The sequence below is a fragment of the Citrobacter sp. A316 genome, from assembly GCF_002042945.1.
In the GTDB taxonomy this organism is placed as follows: Bacteria; Pseudomonadota; Gammaproteobacteria; order Enterobacterales; family Enterobacteriaceae; genus Citrobacter; species Citrobacter portucalensis.
Genome location: NZ_MVFZ01000034.1, coordinates 10,007 through 26,584, shown reverse-complemented (window position 1 = coordinate 26,584; position 16,578 = coordinate 10,007). Strand labels below are relative to the sequence as shown.

Sequence of the window (16,578 nt, the reverse complement as noted above, 5' to 3'; positions counted from 1 at the left end):
TCAAAGGCTACCGTCCGCAGTTCTACTTCCGTACTACTGACGTGACTGGTACCATCGAACTGCCGGAAGGCGTAGAGATGGTAATGCCGGGCGACAACATCAAAATGGTTGTTACCCTGATCCACCCGATCGCGATGGACGACGGTCTGCGTTTCGCAATCCGTGAAGGCGGCCGTACTGTTGGTGCGGGCGTTGTTGCCAAAGTAATGAGCTAATTATTAATTAATTAGCTTTGAGCTTAAAAAGGGCGCTTCGGTGCCCTTTTTGCTGCCTGTTATTTAGCGATTGTCATATTTATTCGCATTTTTTATTCATTCTCCCGCCGCGTAAATAGCATTGTGCTATTGTAATCATAACTATTCTCATTTACACTTTGCACAGAAATTGAACGGGAGCGATCATGTACGTTTGTTTGTGTAATGCGATAAGTGATAAAAAAATACGTCAGGCTGTTCGCCAGTTTCATCCTCAATCCTTTCAGCAATTACGTAAATTTATTCCTGTTGGAAATCAATGCGGTAAGTGCATTCGTGCTGCTCGCGAAGTCATGCAGGATGAATTAACGCAAATGCCAGAATTTAAAGAGATCGCCTAAGTCACACTCTTTTTTTTGACATCCCTGTAGCCCCATCTACGCTCTAAGAGTGGAAGCGGAGGGACTATAAAATGAAAGGTGATGTTAAAATCATAAATTATCTCAATAAACTATTGGGAAATGAGCTTGTCGCGATCAACCAGTATTTTCTCCATGCTCGTATGTTTAAAAACTGGGGACTGACTCGCCTCAATGATGTTGAGTACCATGAATCTATCGATGAGATGAAACACGCTGATAAATATATCGAGCGTATTTTATTCTTAGAAGGGCTCCCAAACTTGCAGGATCTTGGCAAGTTGGGTATTGGCGAAGATGTTGAAGAGATGCTGCAATCCGATCTTCGACTTGAGTTGGATGGGGCGAAAGATCTGCGTGAAGCCATTGCCTATGCCGATAGCGTTCATGACTATGTCAGCCGGGATATGATGATTGAGATCCTGACTGAAGAAGAAGGGCATATTGACTGGCTCGAAACCGAGCTGGACCTGATTGCAAGACTTGGCTTACAAAATTATCTGCAATCGCAAATTAAAGTCAGTGACTAACCGCCCTGTATCATACTTACCAGGCCAATAACAAAACCCGCAGCCGCCAGATATGGCCCAAATGGCAGCGGGTTTTTTAGTACTTGTCTCCCGTAACGGACGCAGGAAATCCCGGTGAGGCAACATGCCATGCCCGCGGCAAGTAAAACCAACAGTGGTAATGATTCCCAGCGATGCCATGCGCCTAGCGCGGCAAGAAATTTGACATCACCAAAGCCTAATCCTTCCTGTCGGCATATCAAACGATACCCCCAGTAGAACAACGCAAATATCCCATAACCCGCGACGGCACCCCAAAGCGCGTCGGATAACTGTGCCGGTCTGCAGCACTGATGATAAATAAGACCGCCCCACAAAAGAGGGCAGGTAAATTTGTCGGGCAGCAACCCGGTACGTAGGTCATGGACTAAGAGCAACCCTAATAGCGAGACATAAAACAGCAGAAAGGGGAGGTCGATGTACATGGGCAAACCTTATCTGGTAAAGAGTTTACCTTCGGGTAAGCCCGGCGCCCCTGCAAGTCCGGGATGTGGGCTATGGATACTCTCTTCCACGGAAAACGCGTTGCATCACAGGACATACAATCAGAGTGGAAGGAGGCTCGCATTTGTGAACGAGTGATTAATTTCTACGCGGCACTTGCTTAAGACTGAGATTTACGTATAATGCGCGGGCTTGTCTAATATTGACAGCGGTTCGATATGAGCCACCGGTATTGCGAAAGCAATACCAGACAATGTTCCCAATCGGGGAACTCTGTAAGAACGGTTACACTCTCCCATCAATCGTAATGGGTTTGAGGAGTAACTATTTCGTCTATAAAATAATTGGAGCTCTGGTCTCATGCAGAACCAAAGAATCCGTATCCGTTTGAAAGCGTTTGATCATCGTCTGATCGATCAATCAACCGCGGAAATCGTCGAGACTGCCAAGCGCACTGGTGCGCAGGTTCGTGGTCCGATCCCGCTGCCGACCCGCAAAGAGCGTTTCACCGTTCTGATCTCCCCGCACGTCAACAAAGACGCGCGTGATCAGTACGAGATCCGTACTCACAAGCGTCTGGTTGACATCGTTGAGCCAACTGAAAAAACCGTTGATGCTCTGATGCGTCTGGACCTGGCTGCCGGTGTAGACGTGCAGATCAGCCTGGGTTAATCAGGTCATCGAGCGATTGAGAGGTTGATACAATGATTGGTTTAGTCGGTAAAAAAGTGGGTATGACCCGCATCTTCACTGAAGATGGCGTATCTATCCCAGTAACCGTTATCGAAGTTGAAGCAAACCGCGTTACTCAGGTTAAAGATCTGGCTAACGATGGCTATCGCGCTGTTCAGGTTACCACCGGTGCTAAAAAAGCTAACCGCGTAACTAAGCCGGAAGCTGGTCACTTTGCTAAAGCTGGCGTAGAAGCTGGCCGCGGTCTGTGGGAGTTCCGTCTGGCAGATGGTGAAGAATACACCGTTGGTCAGAACATTAGCGTTGAACTGTTTGCTGACGTTAAAAAAGTTGACGTAACCGGTACCTCTAAAGGTAAAGGTTTCGCTGGTACCGTTAAGCGCTGGAACTTCCGTACCCAGGACGCTACTCACGGTAACTCCTTGTCTCACCGCGTTCCGGGTTCTATCGGTCAGAACCAGACTCCGGGCAAAGTGTTCAAAGGCAAGAAAATGGCAGGTCAGCTGGGCAACGAACGTGTAACCGTTCAGAGCCTGGACGTAGTACGTGTTGACGCTGAGCGCAACCTGCTGCTGGTTAAAGGTGGTGTTCCGGGTGCGACCGGTTGCGACCTGATCGTTAAACCAGCTGTGAAGGCGTAAGGGGATAGCAATGGAATTAGTATTGAAAGACGCGCAGAGCGCGCTGACTGTTTCCGAAACTACCTTCGGTCGTGATTTCAACGAAGCGCTGGTTCACCAGGTTGTTGTTGCTTATGCAGCTGGTGCTCGTCAGGGTACTCGTGCTCAGAAGACTCGTGCTGAAGTAACTGGTTCAGGCAAAAAGCCGTGGCGCCAGAAAGGTACCGGCCGTGCGCGTTCAGGTTCTATCAAGAGCCCGATCTGGCGTTCAGGTGGCGTGACCTTCGCTGCTCGTCCACAGGACCACAGTCAAAAAGTTAACAAAAAGATGTACCGTGGCGCGCTGAAAAGCATTCTGTCCGAACTGGTACGTCAGGATCGTCTGATCGTTGTCGAATCATTCTCTGTAGAAGCGCCTAAAACTAAGCTGCTGGCACAGAAACTGAAAGACATGGCTCTGGAAGATGTGCTGATCATCACCGGTGAGCTGGACGAAAACCTGTTCCTGGCTGCGCGCAACCTGCACAAGGTTGACGTACGCGATGCAACTGGTATCGACCCGGTTAGCCTGATCGCCTTCGACAAAGTCGTAATGACTGCTGATGCTGTTAAGCAAGTTGAGGAGATGCTGGCATGATTCGTGAAGAACGTCTGCTGAAAGTGCTGCGCGCACCGCACGTTTCTGAAAAAGCGTCTACTGCGATGGAAAAAACTAACACCATCGTTCTCAAAGTTGCTAAAGACGCGACCAAAGCAGAAATCAAAGCTGCTGTGCAGAAACTGTTTGAAGTCGAAGTCGAAGTCGTTAACACCCTGGTAGTTAAAGGGAAAGTTAAACGTCACGGACAGCGTATCGGTCGTCGTAGCGACTGGAAAAAAGCTTACGTCACCCTGAAGGAAGGCCAGAATCTGGACTTCGTCGGCGGCGCTGAGTAAGTCGGAGGAGTAATACAATGGCAGTTGTTAAATGTAAACCGACATCTCCGGGTCGTCGCCACGTTGTTAAAGTGGTCAACCCAGAGCTGCACAAGGGCAAACCTTTTGCTCCGCTGGTTGAAAAAAACAGCAAATCCGGTGGTCGTAACAACAATGGCCGCATCACCACTCGTCACATCGGTGGTGGTCACAAGCAGGCTTATCGTATTGTTGACTTCAAACGCAACAAAGACGGTATCCCGGCAGTTGTTGAACGTCTTGAGTACGATCCGAACCGCTCCGCGAACATCGCGCTGGTTCTGTACAAAGACGGTGAACGCCGTTACATCCTGGCCCCTAAAGGCCTGAAAGCTGGCGACCAGATTCAGTCTGGCGTTGATGCTGCAATCAAAGCAGGTAACACCCTGCCGATGCGCAATATCCCGGTTGGTTCTACCGTTCATAACGTAGAAATGAAACCAGGTAAAGGCGGTCAGCTGGCACGTTCCGCTGGTACTTACGTTCAGATCGTTGCTCGTGATGGTGCTTATGTCACCCTGCGTCTGCGTTCTGGTGAAATGCGTAAAGTCGAAGCAGACTGCCGTGCAACTCTGGGCGAAGTTGGCAATGCTGAGCATATGCTGCGCGTTCTGGGTAAAGCAGGTGCTGCACGCTGGCGTGGTGTTCGTCCTACCGTTCGCGGTACTGCGATGAACCCAGTCGACCACCCACATGGTGGTGGTGAAGGTCGTAACTTTGGTAAGCACCCGGTAACTCCGTGGGGCGTTCAGACCAAAGGTAAGAAGACCCGCAGCAACAAGCGTACTGATAAATTCATCGTACGTCGCCGTAGCAAATAATTTTAGAGGATAAGCCATGCCACGTTCTCTCAAGAAAGGTCCTTTTATTGACCTGCACTTGCTGAAGAAGGTAGAGAAAGCGGTGGAAAGCGGAGACAAGAAGCCCCTGCGCACTTGGTCCCGTCGTTCAACGATCTTTCCTAACATGATCGGTTTGACCATCGCTGTCCATAATGGTCGTCAGCACGTTCCGGTATTTGTTTCCGACGAAATGGTCGGTCACAAACTGGGTGAATTCGCACCGACTCGTACTTATCGCGGCCACGCTGCTGATAAAAAAGCGAAGAAGAAATAAGGTAGGAGGAAGAGATGGAAACTTTAGCTCAACATCGCCATGCTCGTTCTTCTGCTCAGAAGGTTCGCCTTGTTGCAGACCTGATTCGCGGTAAGAAAGTGTCGCAGGCTCTGGATATTCTGACCTACACCAATAAGAAAGCGGCTGTACTGGTTAAGAAAGTCCTGGAATCTGCCATTGCTAACGCTGAACACAACGATGGCGCTGACATTGACGATCTGAAAGTTACGAAAATTTTCGTAGACGAAGGCCCGAGCATGAAGCGCATTATGCCGCGTGCAAAAGGTCGTGCAGATCGCATCCTGAAGCGCACCAGCCACATTACTGTGGTTGTGTCCGATCGCTGAGACTCTGGAGACTAGCAATGGGTCAGAAAGTACATCCTAATGGTATTCGCCTGGGTATTGTAAAACCATGGAACTCAACCTGGTTTGCGAACACCAAAGAATTCGCTGACAACCTGGACAGCGATTTTAAAGTACGTCAGTACCTGACTAAGGAACTGGCGAAAGCGTCTGTATCTCGTATCGTTATCGAGCGTCCGGCTAAGAGCATCCGTGTGACCATTCACACTGCTCGCCCGGGTATCGTTATCGGTAAGAAAGGCGAAGACGTAGAAAAACTGCGCAAAGTCGTAGCGGATATTGCTGGCGTTCCTGCTCAGATCAATATCGCCGAAGTGCGTAAGCCTGAACTGGACGCAAAATTGGTTGCTGACAGCATCACTTCTCAGCTGGAACGTCGTGTTATGTTCCGTCGTGCTATGAAGCGTGCTGTACAGAACGCAATGCGTCTGGGCGCTAAAGGTATCAAAGTTGAAGTTAGCGGCCGTCTGGGCGGCGCGGAAATCGCACGTACCGAATGGTACCGCGAAGGTCGCGTACCTCTGCACACTCTGCGTGCTGACATCGACTACAACACCTCTGAAGCGCACACCACTTACGGTGTAATCGGCGTTAAAGTGTGGATCTTCAAAGGCGAGATCCTGGGTGGTATGGCTGCTGTTGAACAACCGGAAAAACCGGCTGCGCAACCTAAAAAGCAGCAGCGTAAAGGCCGTAAATAAGGAGCGTCGCTGATGTTACAACCAAAGCGTACAAAATTCCGTAAAATGCACAAAGGCCGTAACCGCGGTCTGGCTGCTGGCGCGGATGTTAGCTTCGGCAGCTTCGGTCTGAAAGCTGTTGGCCGTGGTCGTCTGACTGCCCGTCAGATCGAAGCAGCACGTCGTGCTATGACCCGTGCAGTTAAGCGTCAAGGTAAGATCTGGATCCGTGTATTCCCGGACAAACCGATCACTGAAAAGCCGCTGGCAGTGCGTATGGGTAAAGGTAAAGGTAACGTGGAGTATTGGGTTGCCTTGATTCAGCCGGGTAAAGTCCTGTATGAAATGGACGGCGTACCGGAAGAGCTGGCCCGTGAAGCATTCAAGCTGGCAGCAGCGAAACTGCCGATTAAAACCACCTTTGTAACTAAGACGGTGATGTAATGAAAGCAAAAGAGCTGCGTGAGAAGAGTGTTGAAGAGCTGAACACCGAGCTGCTGAATCTGCTGCGTGAGCAGTTCAACCTGCGTATGCAGGCTGCAAGTGGCCAGCTGCAACAGTCTCACCTGTTGAAGCAAGTGCGTCGTGACGTCGCACGCGTTAAGACTTTACTGACTGAGAAGGCGGGTGCGTAATGACCGATAAAATCCGTACTCTGCAAGGTCGCGTTGTTAGCGATAAAATGGAGAAATCCATCGTTGTTGCTATCGAACGTTTTGTGAAACACCCGATCTACGGTAAATTCATTAAGCGTACGACCAAACTGCACGTACATGACGAGAACAACGAATGCGGTACTGGTGACGTGGTTGAAATCCGCGAATGCCGTCCGCTGTCCAAGACTAAGTCCTGGACGCTGGTTCGCGTTGTAGAGAAAGCCGTTCTGTAATACAGTAGGCATTCTCAACGAATAAACGGCTCAGCGATGAGCCGTTTATTTTTTCTACCCATATCGTTGAAGCGGTGTTATAATGCCGCGCCCCCGATATGGGGCTTTTTTAACGACCTGATTTTCGGGTCTCAGTAGTAGTTGACATTAGCGGAGCACTAAAATGATCCAAGAACAGACTATGCTGAACGTCGCCGACAACTCCGGTGCACGTCGCGTAATGTGTATCAAGGTTCTGGGTGGCTCGCACCGTCGCTACGCAGGCGTCGGCGATATCATCAAGATCACCATCAAGGAAGCAATTCCGCGTGGTAAGGTCAAAAAAGGTGATGTGCTGAAGGCGGTAGTGGTGCGCACCAAGAAGGGTGTTCGTCGCCCGGACGGTTCTGTCATTCGCTTCGATGGTAATGCATGCGTTATTTTAAACAATAACAGCGAGCAACCTATCGGTACGCGTATTTTTGGGCCGGTAACTCGTGAACTTCGTAACGAGAAGTTCATGAAAATTATCTCTCTGGCACCAGAAGTACTCTAAGGAGCGAATCATGGCAGCGAAGATCCGTCGTGATGACGAAGTTATCGTGTTAACCGGTAAAGATAAAGGTAAACGCGGTAAAGTTAAGAATGTCCTGTCTTCCGGCAAGGTCATTGTTGAAGGTATCAACCTGGTTAAGAAACATCAGAAGCCGGTTCCGGCCCTGAACCAACCAGGCGGCATTGTAGAGAAAGAAGCAGCTATTCAGATCTCTAACCTTGCTATCTTCAACGCGGCAACCGGCAAGGCTGACCGTGTAGGCTTTAGATTCGAAGACGGCAAAAAAGTCCGTTTCTTCAAATCTAACAGCGAAACTATCAAGTAATTTGGAGTAGTACGATGGCGAAACTGCATGATTACTACAAAGACGAAGTAGTCGCTAAACTCATGACTGAGTTTAACTACAATTCTGTCATGCAAGTCCCTCGGGTCGAGAAGATCACCCTGAACATGGGTGTTGGTGAAGCGATCGCTGACAAGAAACTGCTGGATAACGCAGCAGCTGACCTGACAGCAATCTCCGGTCAAAAACCGCTGATCACCAAAGCACGCAAATCAGTTGCAGGCTTCAAAATCCGTCAGGGCTATCCGATCGGCTGTAAAGTAACTCTGCGTGGCGAACGCATGTGGGAGTTCTTTGAGCGCCTGATCACTATTGCTGTTCCACGTATCCGTGACTTCCGTGGCTTGTCCGCTAAGTCTTTCGACGGTCGTGGTAACTACAGCATGGGTGTCCGTGAGCAGATCATCTTCCCAGAAATCGACTACGATAAAGTCGACCGCGTGCGTGGTTTGGATATTACCATTACCACTACTGCGAAATCTGATGAAGAAGGCCGTGCTCTGCTGGCTGCCTTTGACTTCCCGTTCCGCAAGTAAGGTAGGGTTACTGAATGGCTAAGCAATCAATGAAAGCACGCGAAGTAAAGCGCGTAGCTTTAGCTGATAAGTACTTCGCAAAACGCGCTGAACTGAAAGCTATTATCTCTGATGTGAACGCGACCGACGAAGATCGTTGGAACGCAGTTCTCAAGCTGCAGTCTCTGCCGCGTGATTCCAGCCCGTCCCGTCAGCGTAACCGCTGCCGTCAAACAGGTCGTCCGCATGGCTATGTGGGCAAGTTCGGGTTGAGCCGTATCAAACTGCGTGAAGCCGCCATGCGCGGTGAAGTACCAGGCTTGAAAAAGGCTAGCTGGTAATTACCAATTGAATCACGGGAGTAAAGACAGATGAGCATGCAAGATCCGATCGCGGATATGCTGACCCGTATCCGTAACGGTCAGGCCGCGAATAAAGCTGCGGTCACCATGCCTTCCTCCAAGCTGAAAGTGGCAATTGCCAACGTGCTGAAGGAAGAAGGTTTTATTGAAGATTTTAAAGTTGAAGGCGACACCAAGCCGGAACTGGAACTTACTCTCAAGTATTTCCAGGGTAAAGCTGTTGTAGAAAGCATTCAGCGTGTCAGTCGCCCAGGTCTGCGCATTTATAAGCGTAAAGACGAGCTGCCGAAAGTTATGGCTGGCATGGGTATCGCAGTTGTTTCTACCTCTAAAGGTGTTATGACTGATCGTGCAGCGCGCCAGGCTGGTCTTGGTGGCGAAATTATCTGCTACGTAGCCTAATCGGAGGAAAAAATGTCTCGTGTTGCTAAAGCACCGGTCGTTATTCCTGCCGGCGTTGATGTAAAAATCAACGGTCAGGTTATTACGATCAAAGGTAAAAACGGCGAGCTGACTCGTACTCTCAACGATGCTGTTGCAGTAAATCATGCAGATAATGCACTGACCTTCGGTCCGCGTGATGGTTACGCAGATGGATGGGCTCAGGCTGGTACCGCGCGTGCCCTGCTGAATGCAATGGTTGTCGGTGTTACCGAAGGCTTCACTAAGAAGCTTCAGCTGGTTGGTGTAGGTTATCGTGCAGCGGTTAAAGGGAATGTAGTAAACCTGGCTTTAGGTTTCTCTCACCCAGTTGACCATCAGCTGCCTGCGGGAATCACTGCAGAATGCCCGTCTCAGACTGAAATCGTGCTGAAAGGCGCTGATAAACAGCTGATCGGTCAGGTTGCAGCAGATCTGCGCGCCTACCGTCGTCCTGAGCCTTATAAAGGCAAGGGTGTTCGTTACGCCGACGAAGTCGTGCGTACCAAAGAGGCTAAGAAGAAGTAAGGTAACACTATGGATAAGAAATCTGCTCGTATCCGTCGTGCGACCCGCGCACGCCGCAAGCTCCAGGAGCTGGGTGCAACTCGCCTGGTGGTACATCGTACCCCGCGTCATATTTACGCACAGGTAATTGCACCGAACGGTTCTGAAGTTCTGGTAGCTGCTTCTACTGTAGAAAAAGCTATCGCTGAACAATTGAAGTACACCGGTAACAAAGACGCTGCTGCAGCTGTAGGTAAAGCTGTTGCTGAACGCGCTCTGGAAAAAGGCATCAAAGATGTTTCTTTTGACCGTTCCGGGTTCCAATATCATGGTCGTGTCCAGGCACTGGCAGATGCTGCCCGTGAAGCTGGCCTTCAGTTCTAAGGTAGAGGTGTAAGATGGCTCACATCGAAAAACAAGCTGGCGAACTGCAGGAAAAGCTGATCGCGGTTAACCGCGTATCTAAAACCGTTAAAGGTGGTCGTATTTTCTCCTTCACAGCTCTGACTGTAGTTGGTGATGGTAACGGTCGCGTTGGTTTTGGTTACGGTAAAGCGCGTGAAGTTCCAGCAGCGATCCAGAAAGCGATGGAAAAAGCCCGTCGCAATATGATTAACGTCGCGCTGAACCACGGCACCCTGCAGCACCCGGTTAAGGGTACTCACACGGGTTCTCGTGTATTCATGCAGCCGGCTTCCGAAGGTACCGGTATCATCGCCGGTGGTGCAATGCGCGCCGTTCTGGAAGTCGCTGGAGTTCGTAACGTTCTGGCTAAAGCGTATGGTTCCACTAACCCGATTAACGTGGTTCGTGCAACTATCGATGGTCTGGAAAATATGAAATCTCCGGAAATGGTCGCTGCCAAGCGTGGTAAATCCGTTGAAGAAATTCTGGGGAAATAAACCATGGCAAAGACTATTAAAATTACTCAAACCCGCAGTGCAATCGGTCGTCTGCCGAAACACAAGGCAACGCTGCTTGGCCTGGGTCTGCGTCGTATTGGTCACACCGTAGAGCGCGAGGATACTCCTGCTGTTCGTGGTATGGTCAACGCGGTTTCCTTCATGGTTAAAGTTGAGGAGTAAGAGATGCGTTTAAATACTCTGTCTCCGGCCGAAGGCTCTAAAAAAGCGGCTCGCCGTCTGGGTCGTGGTATCGGTTCTGGCCTCGGTAAAACCGGTGGTCGTGGTCACAAAGGTCAGAAGTCTCGTTCTGGCGGTGGCGTACGTCGCGGTTTCGAGGGTGGTCAGATGCCTCTGTACCGTCGTCTGCCAAAATTCGGCTTCACTTCACGTAAAGCAGCGATTACAGCCGAAGTTCGTCTGTCTGACCTGGCTAAAGTTGAAGGCGGTGTTGTAGACCTGAACACGCTGAAAGCAGCTAACATTATCGGTATCCAGATCGAGTTCGCGAAAGTGATCCTGGCTGGTGAAGTCACTACTCCGGTAACTGTTCGTGGCCTGCGTGTTACTAAAGGCGCTCGTGCTGCTATCGAAGCTGCTGGCGGTAAAATCGAGGAATAAGTAGCAGATGGCTAAACAACCGGGATTAGATTTTCAAAGTGCCAAAGGTGGCTTAGGCGAGCTGAAACGCAGACTGCTGTTTGTAATCGGCGCGCTGATTGTGTTCCGTATTGGCTCTTTCATTCCGATCCCTGGTATTGATGCCGCTGTACTTGCCAAACTGCTTGAGCAACAGCGAGGCACCATCATTGAAATGTTTAACATGTTCTCTGGTGGTGCTCTCAGCCGTGCTTCTATCTTTGCTCTGGGGATCATGCCGTATATTTCGGCGTCGATCATTATCCAGCTGCTGACGGTGGTTCATCCAACGCTGGCAGAAATTAAGAAAGAAGGGGAGTCTGGTCGTCGTAAGATCAGCCAGTACACCCGCTACGGTACTCTGGTGCTGGCAATATTCCAGTCGATCGGTATTGCTACCGGTCTGCCGAATATGCCTGGTATGCAGGGCCTGGTGATGAACCCAGGCTTTGCATTCTATTTCACCGCTGTTGTAAGTCTGGTTACAGGGACTATGTTCCTGATGTGGTTGGGCGAACAGATTACTGAACGTGGTATCGGCAACGGTATCTCAATCATTATCTTCGCCGGTATTGTCGCGGGACTCCCGCCAGCCATTGCCCATACTATCGAGCAAGCGCGTCAAGGCGACCTGCACTTCCTCGTGTTGCTGTTGGTTGCAGTATTAGTATTCGCAGTGACGTTCTTTGTTGTATTTGTTGAACGTGGTCAACGCCGCATTGTGGTAAACTACGCGAAACGTCAGCAAGGTCGTCGTGTCTATGCTGCACAGAGCACACATTTACCGCTGAAAGTGAATATGGCGGGGGTAATCCCGGCAATCTTCGCTTCCAGTATTATTCTGTTCCCGGCGACCATTGCGTCATGGTTCGGGGGCGGGACTGGTTGGAACTGGCTGACAACAATTTCGCTGTATTTGCAGCCTGGGCAACCGCTTTATGTGTTACTCTATGCGTCTGCAATCATATTCTTCTGTTTCTTCTACACGGCGTTGGTTTTCAACCCGCGTGAAACAGCAGATAACCTGAAGAAGTCCGGTGCATTTGTACCAGGAATTCGTCCGGGAGAGCAAACGGCGAAGTATATCGATAAAGTAATGACCCGCCTGACTTTGGTTGGTGCGCTCTACATTACCTTTATCTGCCTGATCCCGGAGTTCATGCGTGATGCAATGAAAGTACCGTTCTACTTCGGTGGGACCTCACTGCTTATCGTTGTTGTCGTGATTATGGACTTTATGGCTCAAGTGCAAACTCTGATGATGTCCAGTCAGTACGAGTCTGCATTGAAGAAGGCGAATCTGAAAGGCTACGGCCGTTAACAGTCGCCCGAGAAGTTACGGAGAGTAAAAATGAAAGTTCGTGCTTCCGTCAAGAAATTATGCCGTAACTGCAAAATCGTTAAGCGTGATGGTGTCATCCGTGTGATTTGCAGTGCCGAGCCGAAGCATAAACAGCGCCAAGGCTGATTTATTCGCATATTTTTCTTGCAAAGTTGGGTTGAGCTGGCTAGATTAGCCAGCCAATCTTTTGTATGTCTGTGCGTTTCCATTTGAGTATCCTGAAAACGGGCTTTTCAGCATGGTGCGTACATATTAAATAGTAGGAGTGCATAGTGGCCCGTATAGCAGGCATTAACATTCCTGATCAGAAACATGCTGTGATCGCATTAACTTCGATCTACGGCGTCGGCAAGACCCGTTCTAAAGCCATTCTGGCTGCCGCGGGTATCGCTGAAGATGTTAAGATCAGTGAGCTGTCTGAAGAACAAATCGACACGCTGCGTGACGAAGTTGCCAAATTTGTCGTTGAAGGTGATCTGCGCCGTGAAGTTAGCATGAGCATCAAGCGCCTTATGGACCTTGGTTGCTATCGCGGTTTGCGTCATCGTCGTGGTCTCCCGGTTCGCGGTCAGCGTACCAAGACCAACGCACGTACCCGTAAGGGTCCGCGCAAACCGATCAAGAAATAATCGGGGTGATTGAATAATGGCAAAGGCACCAATTCGTGCACGTAAACGTGTAAGAAAACAAGTCTCTGACGGCGTGGCTCATATCCATGCTTCTTTTAACAACACCATCGTTACCATTACTGATCGTCAGGGTAACGCACTGGGTTGGGCAACAGCCGGTGGTTCCGGTTTCCGTGGTTCTCGCAAATCCACTCCGTTTGCAGCTCAGGTTGCAGCAGAGCGTTGCGCTGAAGCCGTAAAAGAATACGGTATCAAGAATCTGGAAGTTATGGTCAAAGGACCGGGTCCAGGTCGCGAATCTACTGTTCGTGCTCTGAACGCCGCTGGTTTCCGCATCACTAATATTACTGATGTGACTCCGATCCCTCATAACGGTTGTCGTCCGCCGAAAAAACGTCGCGTATAACGCTGTCGTTTCTAGGATTGTTGGAGAAAGAAAATGGCAAGATATTTGGGTCCTAAGCTCAAGCTGAGCCGTCGTGAGGGCACTGACTTATTCCTTAAGTCTGGCGTTCGCGCGATCGATACCAAGTGTAAAATTGAACAAGCTCCTGGCCAGCACGGTGCGCGTAAACCGCGTCTGTCTGACTATGGTGTGCAGTTGCGTGAAAAGCAAAAAGTTCGCCGTATCTACGGTGTGCTGGAGCGTCAGTTCCGTAACTACTACAAAGAAGCAGCACGTCTGAAAGGCAACACCGGTGAAAACCTGTTGGGTCTGCTGGAAGGTCGTCTGGACAACGTTGTATACCGTATGGGCTTCGGTGCCACTCGTGCAGAAGCACGTCAGCTGGTCAGCCATAAAGCAATTATGGTAAACGGTCGTGTTGTTAACATCGCTTCTTATCAGGTTAGTCCGAATGACGTTGTTAGCATTCGTGAGAAAGCGAAGAAGCAGTCTCGCGTGAAAGCCGCTCTGGAGCTGGCTGAGCAGCGTGAAAAGCCAACCTGGCTGGAAGTTGATGCTGGCAAGATGGAGGGTACGTTCAAGCGTAAGCCGGAGCGTTCTGATCTGTCTGCGGACATTAACGAACACCTGATCGTCGAGCTTTACTCCAAGTAAAGCTTAGTACCAAAGAGAGGACACAATGCAGGGTTCTGTGACAGAGTTTCTAAAACCGCGCCTGGTAGATATCGAGCAAGTGAGTTCGACGCACGCCAAGGTGACCCTTGAGCCTTTAGAGCGTGGCTTTGGCCATACTTTGGGTAACGCACTGCGCCGTATTCTGCTCTCATCGATGCCGGGTTGCGCGGTGACCGAGGTTGAGATTGATGGTGTACTACATGAGTACAGCACCAAAGAAGGCGTTCAGGAAGATATCCTGGAAATCCTGCTCAACCTGAAAGGGCTGGCGGTGAGAGTTCAGGGTAAAGATGACGTTATTCTTACCTTGAATAAATCTGGCATTGGCCCTGTGACTGCAGCCGACATTACCCATGATGGTGATGTCGAAATCGTCAAGCCACAGCACGTGATCTGCCACCTGACCGATGAGAATGCATCTATTAGCATGCGTATCAAAGTTCAGCGCGGTCGTGGTTATGTGCCGGCTTCTACCCGAATTCATTCGGAAGAAGATGAGCGCCCAATCGGCCGTCTGCTGGTCGACGCATGCTACAGCCCTGTAGAGCGTATTGCCTACAATGTTGAAGCAGCGCGTGTAGAACAGCGTACCGACCTGGACAAGCTGGTCATCGAAATGGAAACCAACGGCACAATCGATCCTGAAGAGGCGATTCGTCGTGCGGCAACCATTCTGGCTGAACAACTGGAAGCTTTCGTTGATTTACGTGATGTACGTCAGCCGGAAGTTAAAGAAGAGAAACCAGAATTCGATCCGATCCTGCTGCGCCCTGTTGACGATCTGGAATTGACTGTCCGCTCTGCTAACTGCCTCAAAGCAGAAGCTATCCACTATATCGGTGATCTGGTACAGCGTACTGAGGTTGAGCTTCTTAAGACGCCTAACCTTGGTAAAAAATCTCTTACCGAGATTAAAGACGTGCTGGCTTCCCGTGGACTGTCTCTGGGCATGCGCCTGGAAAACTGGCCACCGGCAAGCATCGCTGACGAGTAACCGGATCACAGGTTAAGGTTTTACTGAGAAGGATAAGGTCATGCGCCATCGTAAGAGTGGTCGTCAACTGAACCGCAACAGCAGCCATCGCCAGGCTATGTTCCGCAATATGGCAGGTTCACTGGTTCGTCATGAAATCATCAAGACGACTCTGCCGAAAGCGAAAGAGCTGCGTCGCGTAGTTGAGCCGCTGATTACTCTTGCCAAGACTGATAGCGTAGCTAATCGTCGTCTGGCATTCGCCCGTACTCGTGATAACGAGATCGTGGCAAAACTGTTTAACGAACTGGGCCCGCGTTTCGCGAGCCGCGCCGGTGGTTACACTCGCATTCTGAAGTGTGGCTTCCGTGCAGGCGACAACGCGCCGATGGCATACATCGAGCTGGTTGATCGTTCAGAGAAAACAGAAGCTGCTGCAGAGTAATCTGTAGTAACGTAAAAAAACCCGCCTCGGCGGGTTTTTTTATATCCGTCATATCCCCACTTATCTACAATATCTGTATTCTTTTTGTTCATCCCCTGGAGTGTTGTATGTGGTTACTGGACCAGTGGGCAGAGCGCCATATTATTGATGCACAGTCTAAAGGCGAGTTTGATGATTTACCGGGAACGGGCGAACCGCTGACTCTTGACGATGACTCCCATGTCCCGCCTGAACTCCGAGCCGGATACCGTTTATTAAAAAATGCAGGCTGCCTTCCTCCTGAGCTCGAGCAACGCAGAGAGGCAACACAGCTGCTTGAAATACTCGCGGGGATCCGCAAAGATGATCCCAGTTATCCGGAGGTGAGCCGAAGACTATCGCTACTGGAACTTAAACTTCGGCAGGCTGGACTCAGCACCGAGTTTTTGCGCGGTGACTACGCAGATAAGCTGCTAAAAAAGATCAACGATGAATAGCGGAGAGAGCATGTACCGAATTGGTGAAATAGCGAAACTGGCTGACGTGACGCCAGATACTATCCGCTACTATGAAAAGCAGCAGATGATGGAGCATGAGGTACGTACTGAAGGCGGATTTCGCCTCTATACAGAAAGCGATCTTCAGCGCCTGAAGTTTATTCGTTATGCCCGGCAGCTTGGTTTCACTCTGGAGTCGATCCGCGAATTGCTTTCGATCCGTGTTGATCCCGAACACCATACCTGTCAGGAATCAAAAGGGATCGTCCAGGAAAGACTGCAAGAAGTCGAAGCCCGTATTGCGGAACTTCAGACGATGCAACGGTCTCTGCAGCGATTGAATGATGCATGTTGCGGCAAGGCACACAGCAGCGTGTATTGCTCTATTCTTGAAGCTCTTGAGCAAGGCGCCAGTGGAACAACATCAGGCTGTTGATTTATTGAACTGTCAGGTCTACACTCGCGG

Annotated in this window: 33 protein-coding genes and 1 pseudogene; 33 read left to right on the top strand and 1 reads right to left on the bottom strand. The window is 50.1% G+C overall.

Annotated features, from left to right (window positions below; translation table 11 throughout):
* The 3 genes and pseudogenes from tuf to bfr all read left to right on the top strand — a co-directional run.
* A pseudogene (gene tuf / locus BZK41_RS26200) lies at nucleotides 1-215 on the top strand (elongation factor Tu); the annotation flags it as partial.
* A gap of 185 nt (nucleotides 216-400) precedes the next feature.
* A complete protein-coding gene (gene bfd, locus BZK41_RS26190) occupies nucleotides 401-595 on the top strand; it encodes a bacterioferritin-associated ferredoxin (protein WP_003031111.1) in 195 nt (64 codons plus the stop codon).
* Between the two features lie 71 nt (nucleotides 596-666).
* On the top strand, nucleotides 667-1,143 hold the full coding sequence (gene bfr / locus BZK41_RS26185) for a bacterioferritin (RefSeq protein ID WP_079940104.1): 477 nt from the start codon (nucleotides 667-669) through the stop codon (nucleotides 1,141-1,143).
* Here the strand turns inward: bfr and BZK41_RS26180 are convergent.
* A complete protein-coding gene (locus BZK41_RS26180) occupies nucleotides 1,140-1,607 on the bottom strand; it encodes an A24 family peptidase (RefSeq protein WP_079940103.1) in 468 nt (155 codons plus the stop codon). The two genes, bfr and BZK41_RS26180, sit on opposite strands and share 4 nt — an antisense overlap.
* Nucleotides 1,608-1,986: 379 nt before the next feature.
* Here BZK41_RS26180 and rpsJ point away from each other — a divergent pair, with 379 nt between their 5' ends.
* From rpsJ to zntR, 30 genes are all read left to right on the top strand, one after another.
* Nucleotides 1,987-2,298 carry a 30S ribosomal protein S10 gene (rpsJ, locus tag BZK41_RS26175; protein WP_001181005.1) on the top strand — a complete coding sequence of 104 codons (312 nt, stop codon included), beginning with the start codon at nucleotides 1,987-1,989 and terminating at the stop codon, nucleotides 2,296-2,298.
* A gap of 32 nt (nucleotides 2,299-2,330) precedes the next feature.
* Nucleotides 2,331-2,960 (top strand): 50S ribosomal protein L3, encoded by a 630-nt coding sequence (gene rplC / locus BZK41_RS26170; protein WP_003031117.1) that lies wholly within the window; start codon nucleotides 2,331-2,333, stop codon nucleotides 2,958-2,960.
* Nucleotides 2,961-2,970: 10 nt separating this feature from the next.
* The gene (rplD, locus tag BZK41_RS26165) at nucleotides 2,971-3,576 is read left to right on the top strand and encodes a 50S ribosomal protein L4 (RefSeq protein ID WP_003031119.1); all 606 of its coding nucleotides are present in this window, start codon (nucleotides 2,971-2,973) and stop codon (nucleotides 3,574-3,576) included.
* Nucleotides 3,573-3,875: a 50S ribosomal protein L23 gene (gene rplW / locus BZK41_RS26160; RefSeq protein WP_000617546.1), complete on the top strand. Its 303-nt coding sequence runs from the start codon at nucleotides 3,573-3,575 to the stop codon at nucleotides 3,873-3,875. Before rplD ends, rplW begins: the two co-directional genes overlap by 4 nt.
* Before the next feature lie 17 nt (nucleotides 3,876-3,892).
* Nucleotides 3,893-4,714 carry a 50S ribosomal protein L2 gene (gene rplB / locus BZK41_RS26155; RefSeq protein ID WP_000301869.1) on the top strand — a complete coding sequence of 274 codons (822 nt, stop codon included), beginning with the start codon at nucleotides 3,893-3,895 and terminating at the stop codon, nucleotides 4,712-4,714.
* 16 nt (nucleotides 4,715-4,730) lie between these two features.
* Nucleotides 4,731-5,009, top strand: a complete 279-nt coding sequence (gene rpsS, locus BZK41_RS26150; protein WP_001138115.1) for a 30S ribosomal protein S19 — start codon at nucleotides 4,731-4,733, stop codon at nucleotides 5,007-5,009.
* 14 nt (nucleotides 5,010-5,023) lie between these two features.
* Nucleotides 5,024-5,356, top strand: a complete 333-nt coding sequence (gene rplV, locus BZK41_RS26145) for a 50S ribosomal protein L22 (RefSeq protein WP_000448832.1) — start codon at nucleotides 5,024-5,026, stop codon at nucleotides 5,354-5,356.
* 17 nt (nucleotides 5,357-5,373) lie between these two features.
* The gene (rpsC, locus tag BZK41_RS26140) at nucleotides 5,374-6,075 is read left to right on the top strand and encodes a 30S ribosomal protein S3 (protein WP_000529945.1); all 702 of its coding nucleotides are present in this window, start codon (nucleotides 5,374-5,376) and stop codon (nucleotides 6,073-6,075) included.
* A 12-nt stretch (nucleotides 6,076-6,087) separates the two neighbouring features.
* A complete protein-coding gene (gene rplP, locus BZK41_RS26135) occupies nucleotides 6,088-6,498 on the top strand; it encodes a 50S ribosomal protein L16 (RefSeq protein WP_000941208.1) in 411 nt (136 codons plus the stop codon).
* On the top strand, nucleotides 6,498-6,689 hold the full coding sequence (gene rpmC, locus BZK41_RS26130) for a 50S ribosomal protein L29 (RefSeq protein WP_000644742.1): 192 nt from the start codon (nucleotides 6,498-6,500) through the stop codon (nucleotides 6,687-6,689). Before rplP ends, rpmC begins: the two co-directional genes overlap by 1 nt.
* Nucleotides 6,689-6,943, top strand: a complete 255-nt coding sequence (gene rpsQ, locus BZK41_RS26125; protein WP_003031120.1) for a 30S ribosomal protein S17 — start codon at nucleotides 6,689-6,691, stop codon at nucleotides 6,941-6,943. Before rpmC ends, rpsQ begins: the two co-directional genes overlap by 1 nt.
* A gap of 163 nt (nucleotides 6,944-7,106) precedes the next feature.
* Complete coding sequence (rplN, locus tag BZK41_RS26120) at nucleotides 7,107-7,478, top strand: 50S ribosomal protein L14 (protein ID WP_000613954.1); 372 nt, start codon at nucleotides 7,107-7,109, stop codon at nucleotides 7,476-7,478.
* Nucleotides 7,479-7,488: 10 nt separating this feature from the next.
* Entirely contained in the window at nucleotides 7,489-7,803 is a 315-nt protein-coding gene (gene rplX / locus BZK41_RS26115; protein ID WP_003031122.1) for a 50S ribosomal protein L24, read from the top strand.
* Nucleotides 7,804-7,817: 14 nt separating this feature from the next.
* Entirely contained in the window at nucleotides 7,818-8,357 is a 540-nt protein-coding gene (gene rplE / locus BZK41_RS26110) for a 50S ribosomal protein L5 (protein WP_003031123.1), read from the top strand.
* A gap of 14 nt (nucleotides 8,358-8,371) precedes the next feature.
* A complete protein-coding gene (gene rpsN / locus BZK41_RS26105) occupies nucleotides 8,372-8,677 on the top strand; it encodes a 30S ribosomal protein S14 (protein ID WP_003031125.1) in 306 nt (101 codons plus the stop codon).
* A gap of 30 nt (nucleotides 8,678-8,707) precedes the next feature.
* Entirely contained in the window at nucleotides 8,708-9,100 is a 393-nt protein-coding gene (rpsH, locus tag BZK41_RS26100) for a 30S ribosomal protein S8 (RefSeq protein WP_003031127.1), read from the top strand.
* 12 nt (nucleotides 9,101-9,112) lie between these two features.
* Nucleotides 9,113-9,646 carry a 50S ribosomal protein L6 gene (gene rplF / locus BZK41_RS26095; RefSeq protein ID WP_003031129.1) on the top strand — a complete coding sequence of 178 codons (534 nt, stop codon included), beginning with the start codon at nucleotides 9,113-9,115 and terminating at the stop codon, nucleotides 9,644-9,646.
* A 9-nt stretch (nucleotides 9,647-9,655) separates the two neighbouring features.
* The gene (rplR, locus tag BZK41_RS26090) at nucleotides 9,656-10,009 is read left to right on the top strand and encodes a 50S ribosomal protein L18 (protein WP_000358960.1); all 354 of its coding nucleotides are present in this window, start codon (nucleotides 9,656-9,658) and stop codon (nucleotides 10,007-10,009) included.
* Nucleotides 10,010-10,023: 14 nt separating this feature from the next.
* A complete protein-coding gene (rpsE, locus tag BZK41_RS26085; RefSeq protein ID WP_003031131.1) occupies nucleotides 10,024-10,527 on the top strand; it encodes a 30S ribosomal protein S5 in 504 nt (167 codons plus the stop codon).
* A gap of 3 nt (nucleotides 10,528-10,530) precedes the next feature.
* A complete protein-coding gene (gene rpmD, locus BZK41_RS26080; protein ID WP_001140434.1) occupies nucleotides 10,531-10,710 on the top strand; it encodes a 50S ribosomal protein L30 in 180 nt (59 codons plus the stop codon).
* Between the two features lie 3 nt (nucleotides 10,711-10,713).
* The gene (gene rplO, locus BZK41_RS26075) at nucleotides 10,714-11,148 is read left to right on the top strand and encodes a 50S ribosomal protein L15 (protein ID WP_003031132.1); all 435 of its coding nucleotides are present in this window, start codon (nucleotides 10,714-10,716) and stop codon (nucleotides 11,146-11,148) included.
* Between the two features lie 7 nt (nucleotides 11,149-11,155).
* Nucleotides 11,156-12,487, top strand: a complete 1,332-nt coding sequence (secY, locus tag BZK41_RS26070; protein WP_001118864.1) for a preprotein translocase subunit SecY — start codon at nucleotides 11,156-11,158, stop codon at nucleotides 12,485-12,487.
* A 30-nt stretch (nucleotides 12,488-12,517) separates the two neighbouring features.
* Nucleotides 12,518-12,634 (top strand): 50S ribosomal protein L36, encoded by a 117-nt coding sequence (gene rpmJ / locus BZK41_RS26065; RefSeq protein WP_000868187.1) that lies wholly within the window; start codon nucleotides 12,518-12,520, stop codon nucleotides 12,632-12,634.
* Between the two features lie 146 nt (nucleotides 12,635-12,780).
* The gene (gene rpsM / locus BZK41_RS26060; RefSeq protein ID WP_003031135.1) at nucleotides 12,781-13,137 is read left to right on the top strand and encodes a 30S ribosomal protein S13; all 357 of its coding nucleotides are present in this window, start codon (nucleotides 12,781-12,783) and stop codon (nucleotides 13,135-13,137) included.
* Nucleotides 13,138-13,153: 16 nt separating this feature from the next.
* Complete coding sequence (gene rpsK, locus BZK41_RS26055) at nucleotides 13,154-13,543, top strand: 30S ribosomal protein S11 (RefSeq protein WP_003031137.1); 390 nt, start codon at nucleotides 13,154-13,156, stop codon at nucleotides 13,541-13,543.
* Between the two features lie 33 nt (nucleotides 13,544-13,576).
* Complete coding sequence (gene rpsD, locus BZK41_RS26050; RefSeq protein ID WP_003031138.1) at nucleotides 13,577-14,197, top strand: 30S ribosomal protein S4; 621 nt, start codon at nucleotides 13,577-13,579, stop codon at nucleotides 14,195-14,197.
* Between the two features lie 25 nt (nucleotides 14,198-14,222).
* The gene (gene rpoA, locus BZK41_RS26045; RefSeq protein ID WP_003031139.1) at nucleotides 14,223-15,212 is read left to right on the top strand and encodes a DNA-directed RNA polymerase subunit alpha; all 990 of its coding nucleotides are present in this window, start codon (nucleotides 14,223-14,225) and stop codon (nucleotides 15,210-15,212) included.
* A gap of 40 nt (nucleotides 15,213-15,252) precedes the next feature.
* Entirely contained in the window at nucleotides 15,253-15,636 is a 384-nt protein-coding gene (rplQ, locus tag BZK41_RS26040; RefSeq protein WP_001216370.1) for a 50S ribosomal protein L17, read from the top strand.
* A 107-nt stretch (nucleotides 15,637-15,743) separates the two neighbouring features.
* Complete coding sequence (locus BZK41_RS26035) at nucleotides 15,744-16,112, top strand: DUF1992 domain-containing protein (protein WP_079940102.1); 369 nt, start codon at nucleotides 15,744-15,746, stop codon at nucleotides 16,110-16,112.
* Between the two features lie 10 nt (nucleotides 16,113-16,122).
* Nucleotides 16,123-16,548, top strand: a complete 426-nt coding sequence (gene zntR, locus BZK41_RS26030; protein ID WP_003031145.1) for a Zn(2+)-responsive transcriptional regulator — start codon at nucleotides 16,123-16,125, stop codon at nucleotides 16,546-16,548.
* The last annotated feature ends 30 nt before the right edge of the window (nucleotides 16,549-16,578 follow it).

What these genes read in the sequence shown, in the direction of transcription:
- bfd (WP_003031111.1), top strand. Translation starts at nt 401, where the DNA reads ATGTACGTTTGTTTGTGTAATGCGATAAGTGATAAAAAAATACGTCAG.
- bfr (WP_079940104.1), top strand. Translation starts at nt 667, where the DNA reads ATGAAAGGTGATGTTAAAATCATAAATTATCTCAATAAACTATTGGGA.
- BZK41_RS26180 (WP_079940103.1), bottom strand. Translation starts at nt 1,607, where the DNA reads ATGTACATCGACCTCCCCTTTCTGCTGTTTTATGTCTCGCTATTAGGG.
- rpsJ (WP_001181005.1), top strand. Translation starts at nt 1,987, where the DNA reads ATGCAGAACCAAAGAATCCGTATCCGTTTGAAAGCGTTTGATCATCGT.
- rplC (WP_003031117.1), top strand. Translation starts at nt 2,331, where the DNA reads ATGATTGGTTTAGTCGGTAAAAAAGTGGGTATGACCCGCATCTTCACT.
- rplD (WP_003031119.1), top strand. Translation starts at nt 2,971, where the DNA reads ATGGAATTAGTATTGAAAGACGCGCAGAGCGCGCTGACTGTTTCCGAA.
- rplW (WP_000617546.1), top strand. Translation starts at nt 3,573, where the DNA reads ATGATTCGTGAAGAACGTCTGCTGAAAGTGCTGCGCGCACCGCACGTT.
- rplB (WP_000301869.1), top strand. Translation starts at nt 3,893, where the DNA reads ATGGCAGTTGTTAAATGTAAACCGACATCTCCGGGTCGTCGCCACGTT.
- rpsS (WP_001138115.1), top strand. Translation starts at nt 4,731, where the DNA reads ATGCCACGTTCTCTCAAGAAAGGTCCTTTTATTGACCTGCACTTGCTG.
- rplV (WP_000448832.1), top strand. Translation starts at nt 5,024, where the DNA reads ATGGAAACTTTAGCTCAACATCGCCATGCTCGTTCTTCTGCTCAGAAG.
- rpsC (WP_000529945.1), top strand. Translation starts at nt 5,374, where the DNA reads ATGGGTCAGAAAGTACATCCTAATGGTATTCGCCTGGGTATTGTAAAA.
- rplP (WP_000941208.1), top strand. Translation starts at nt 6,088, where the DNA reads ATGTTACAACCAAAGCGTACAAAATTCCGTAAAATGCACAAAGGCCGT.
- rpmC (WP_000644742.1), top strand. Translation starts at nt 6,498, where the DNA reads ATGAAAGCAAAAGAGCTGCGTGAGAAGAGTGTTGAAGAGCTGAACACC.
- rpsQ (WP_003031120.1), top strand. Translation starts at nt 6,689, where the DNA reads ATGACCGATAAAATCCGTACTCTGCAAGGTCGCGTTGTTAGCGATAAA.
- rplN (WP_000613954.1), top strand. Translation starts at nt 7,107, where the DNA reads ATGATCCAAGAACAGACTATGCTGAACGTCGCCGACAACTCCGGTGCA.
- rplX (WP_003031122.1), top strand. Translation starts at nt 7,489, where the DNA reads ATGGCAGCGAAGATCCGTCGTGATGACGAAGTTATCGTGTTAACCGGT.
- rplE (WP_003031123.1), top strand. Translation starts at nt 7,818, where the DNA reads ATGGCGAAACTGCATGATTACTACAAAGACGAAGTAGTCGCTAAACTC.
- rpsN (WP_003031125.1), top strand. Translation starts at nt 8,372, where the DNA reads ATGGCTAAGCAATCAATGAAAGCACGCGAAGTAAAGCGCGTAGCTTTA.
- rpsH (WP_003031127.1), top strand. Translation starts at nt 8,708, where the DNA reads ATGAGCATGCAAGATCCGATCGCGGATATGCTGACCCGTATCCGTAAC.
- rplF (WP_003031129.1), top strand. Translation starts at nt 9,113, where the DNA reads ATGTCTCGTGTTGCTAAAGCACCGGTCGTTATTCCTGCCGGCGTTGAT.
- rplR (WP_000358960.1), top strand. Translation starts at nt 9,656, where the DNA reads ATGGATAAGAAATCTGCTCGTATCCGTCGTGCGACCCGCGCACGCCGC.
- rpsE (WP_003031131.1), top strand. Translation starts at nt 10,024, where the DNA reads ATGGCTCACATCGAAAAACAAGCTGGCGAACTGCAGGAAAAGCTGATC.
- rpmD (WP_001140434.1), top strand. Translation starts at nt 10,531, where the DNA reads ATGGCAAAGACTATTAAAATTACTCAAACCCGCAGTGCAATCGGTCGT.
- rplO (WP_003031132.1), top strand. Translation starts at nt 10,714, where the DNA reads ATGCGTTTAAATACTCTGTCTCCGGCCGAAGGCTCTAAAAAAGCGGCT.
- secY (WP_001118864.1), top strand. Translation starts at nt 11,156, where the DNA reads ATGGCTAAACAACCGGGATTAGATTTTCAAAGTGCCAAAGGTGGCTTA.
- rpmJ (WP_000868187.1), top strand. Translation starts at nt 12,518, where the DNA reads ATGAAAGTTCGTGCTTCCGTCAAGAAATTATGCCGTAACTGCAAAATC.
- rpsK (WP_003031137.1), top strand. Translation starts at nt 13,154, where the DNA reads ATGGCAAAGGCACCAATTCGTGCACGTAAACGTGTAAGAAAACAAGTC.
- rpsD (WP_003031138.1), top strand. Translation starts at nt 13,577, where the DNA reads ATGGCAAGATATTTGGGTCCTAAGCTCAAGCTGAGCCGTCGTGAGGGC.
- rpoA (WP_003031139.1), top strand. Translation starts at nt 14,223, where the DNA reads ATGCAGGGTTCTGTGACAGAGTTTCTAAAACCGCGCCTGGTAGATATC.
- rplQ (WP_001216370.1), top strand. Translation starts at nt 15,253, where the DNA reads ATGCGCCATCGTAAGAGTGGTCGTCAACTGAACCGCAACAGCAGCCAT.
- BZK41_RS26035 (WP_079940102.1), top strand. Translation starts at nt 15,744, where the DNA reads ATGTGGTTACTGGACCAGTGGGCAGAGCGCCATATTATTGATGCACAG.
- zntR (WP_003031145.1), top strand. Translation starts at nt 16,123, where the DNA reads ATGTACCGAATTGGTGAAATAGCGAAACTGGCTGACGTGACGCCAGAT.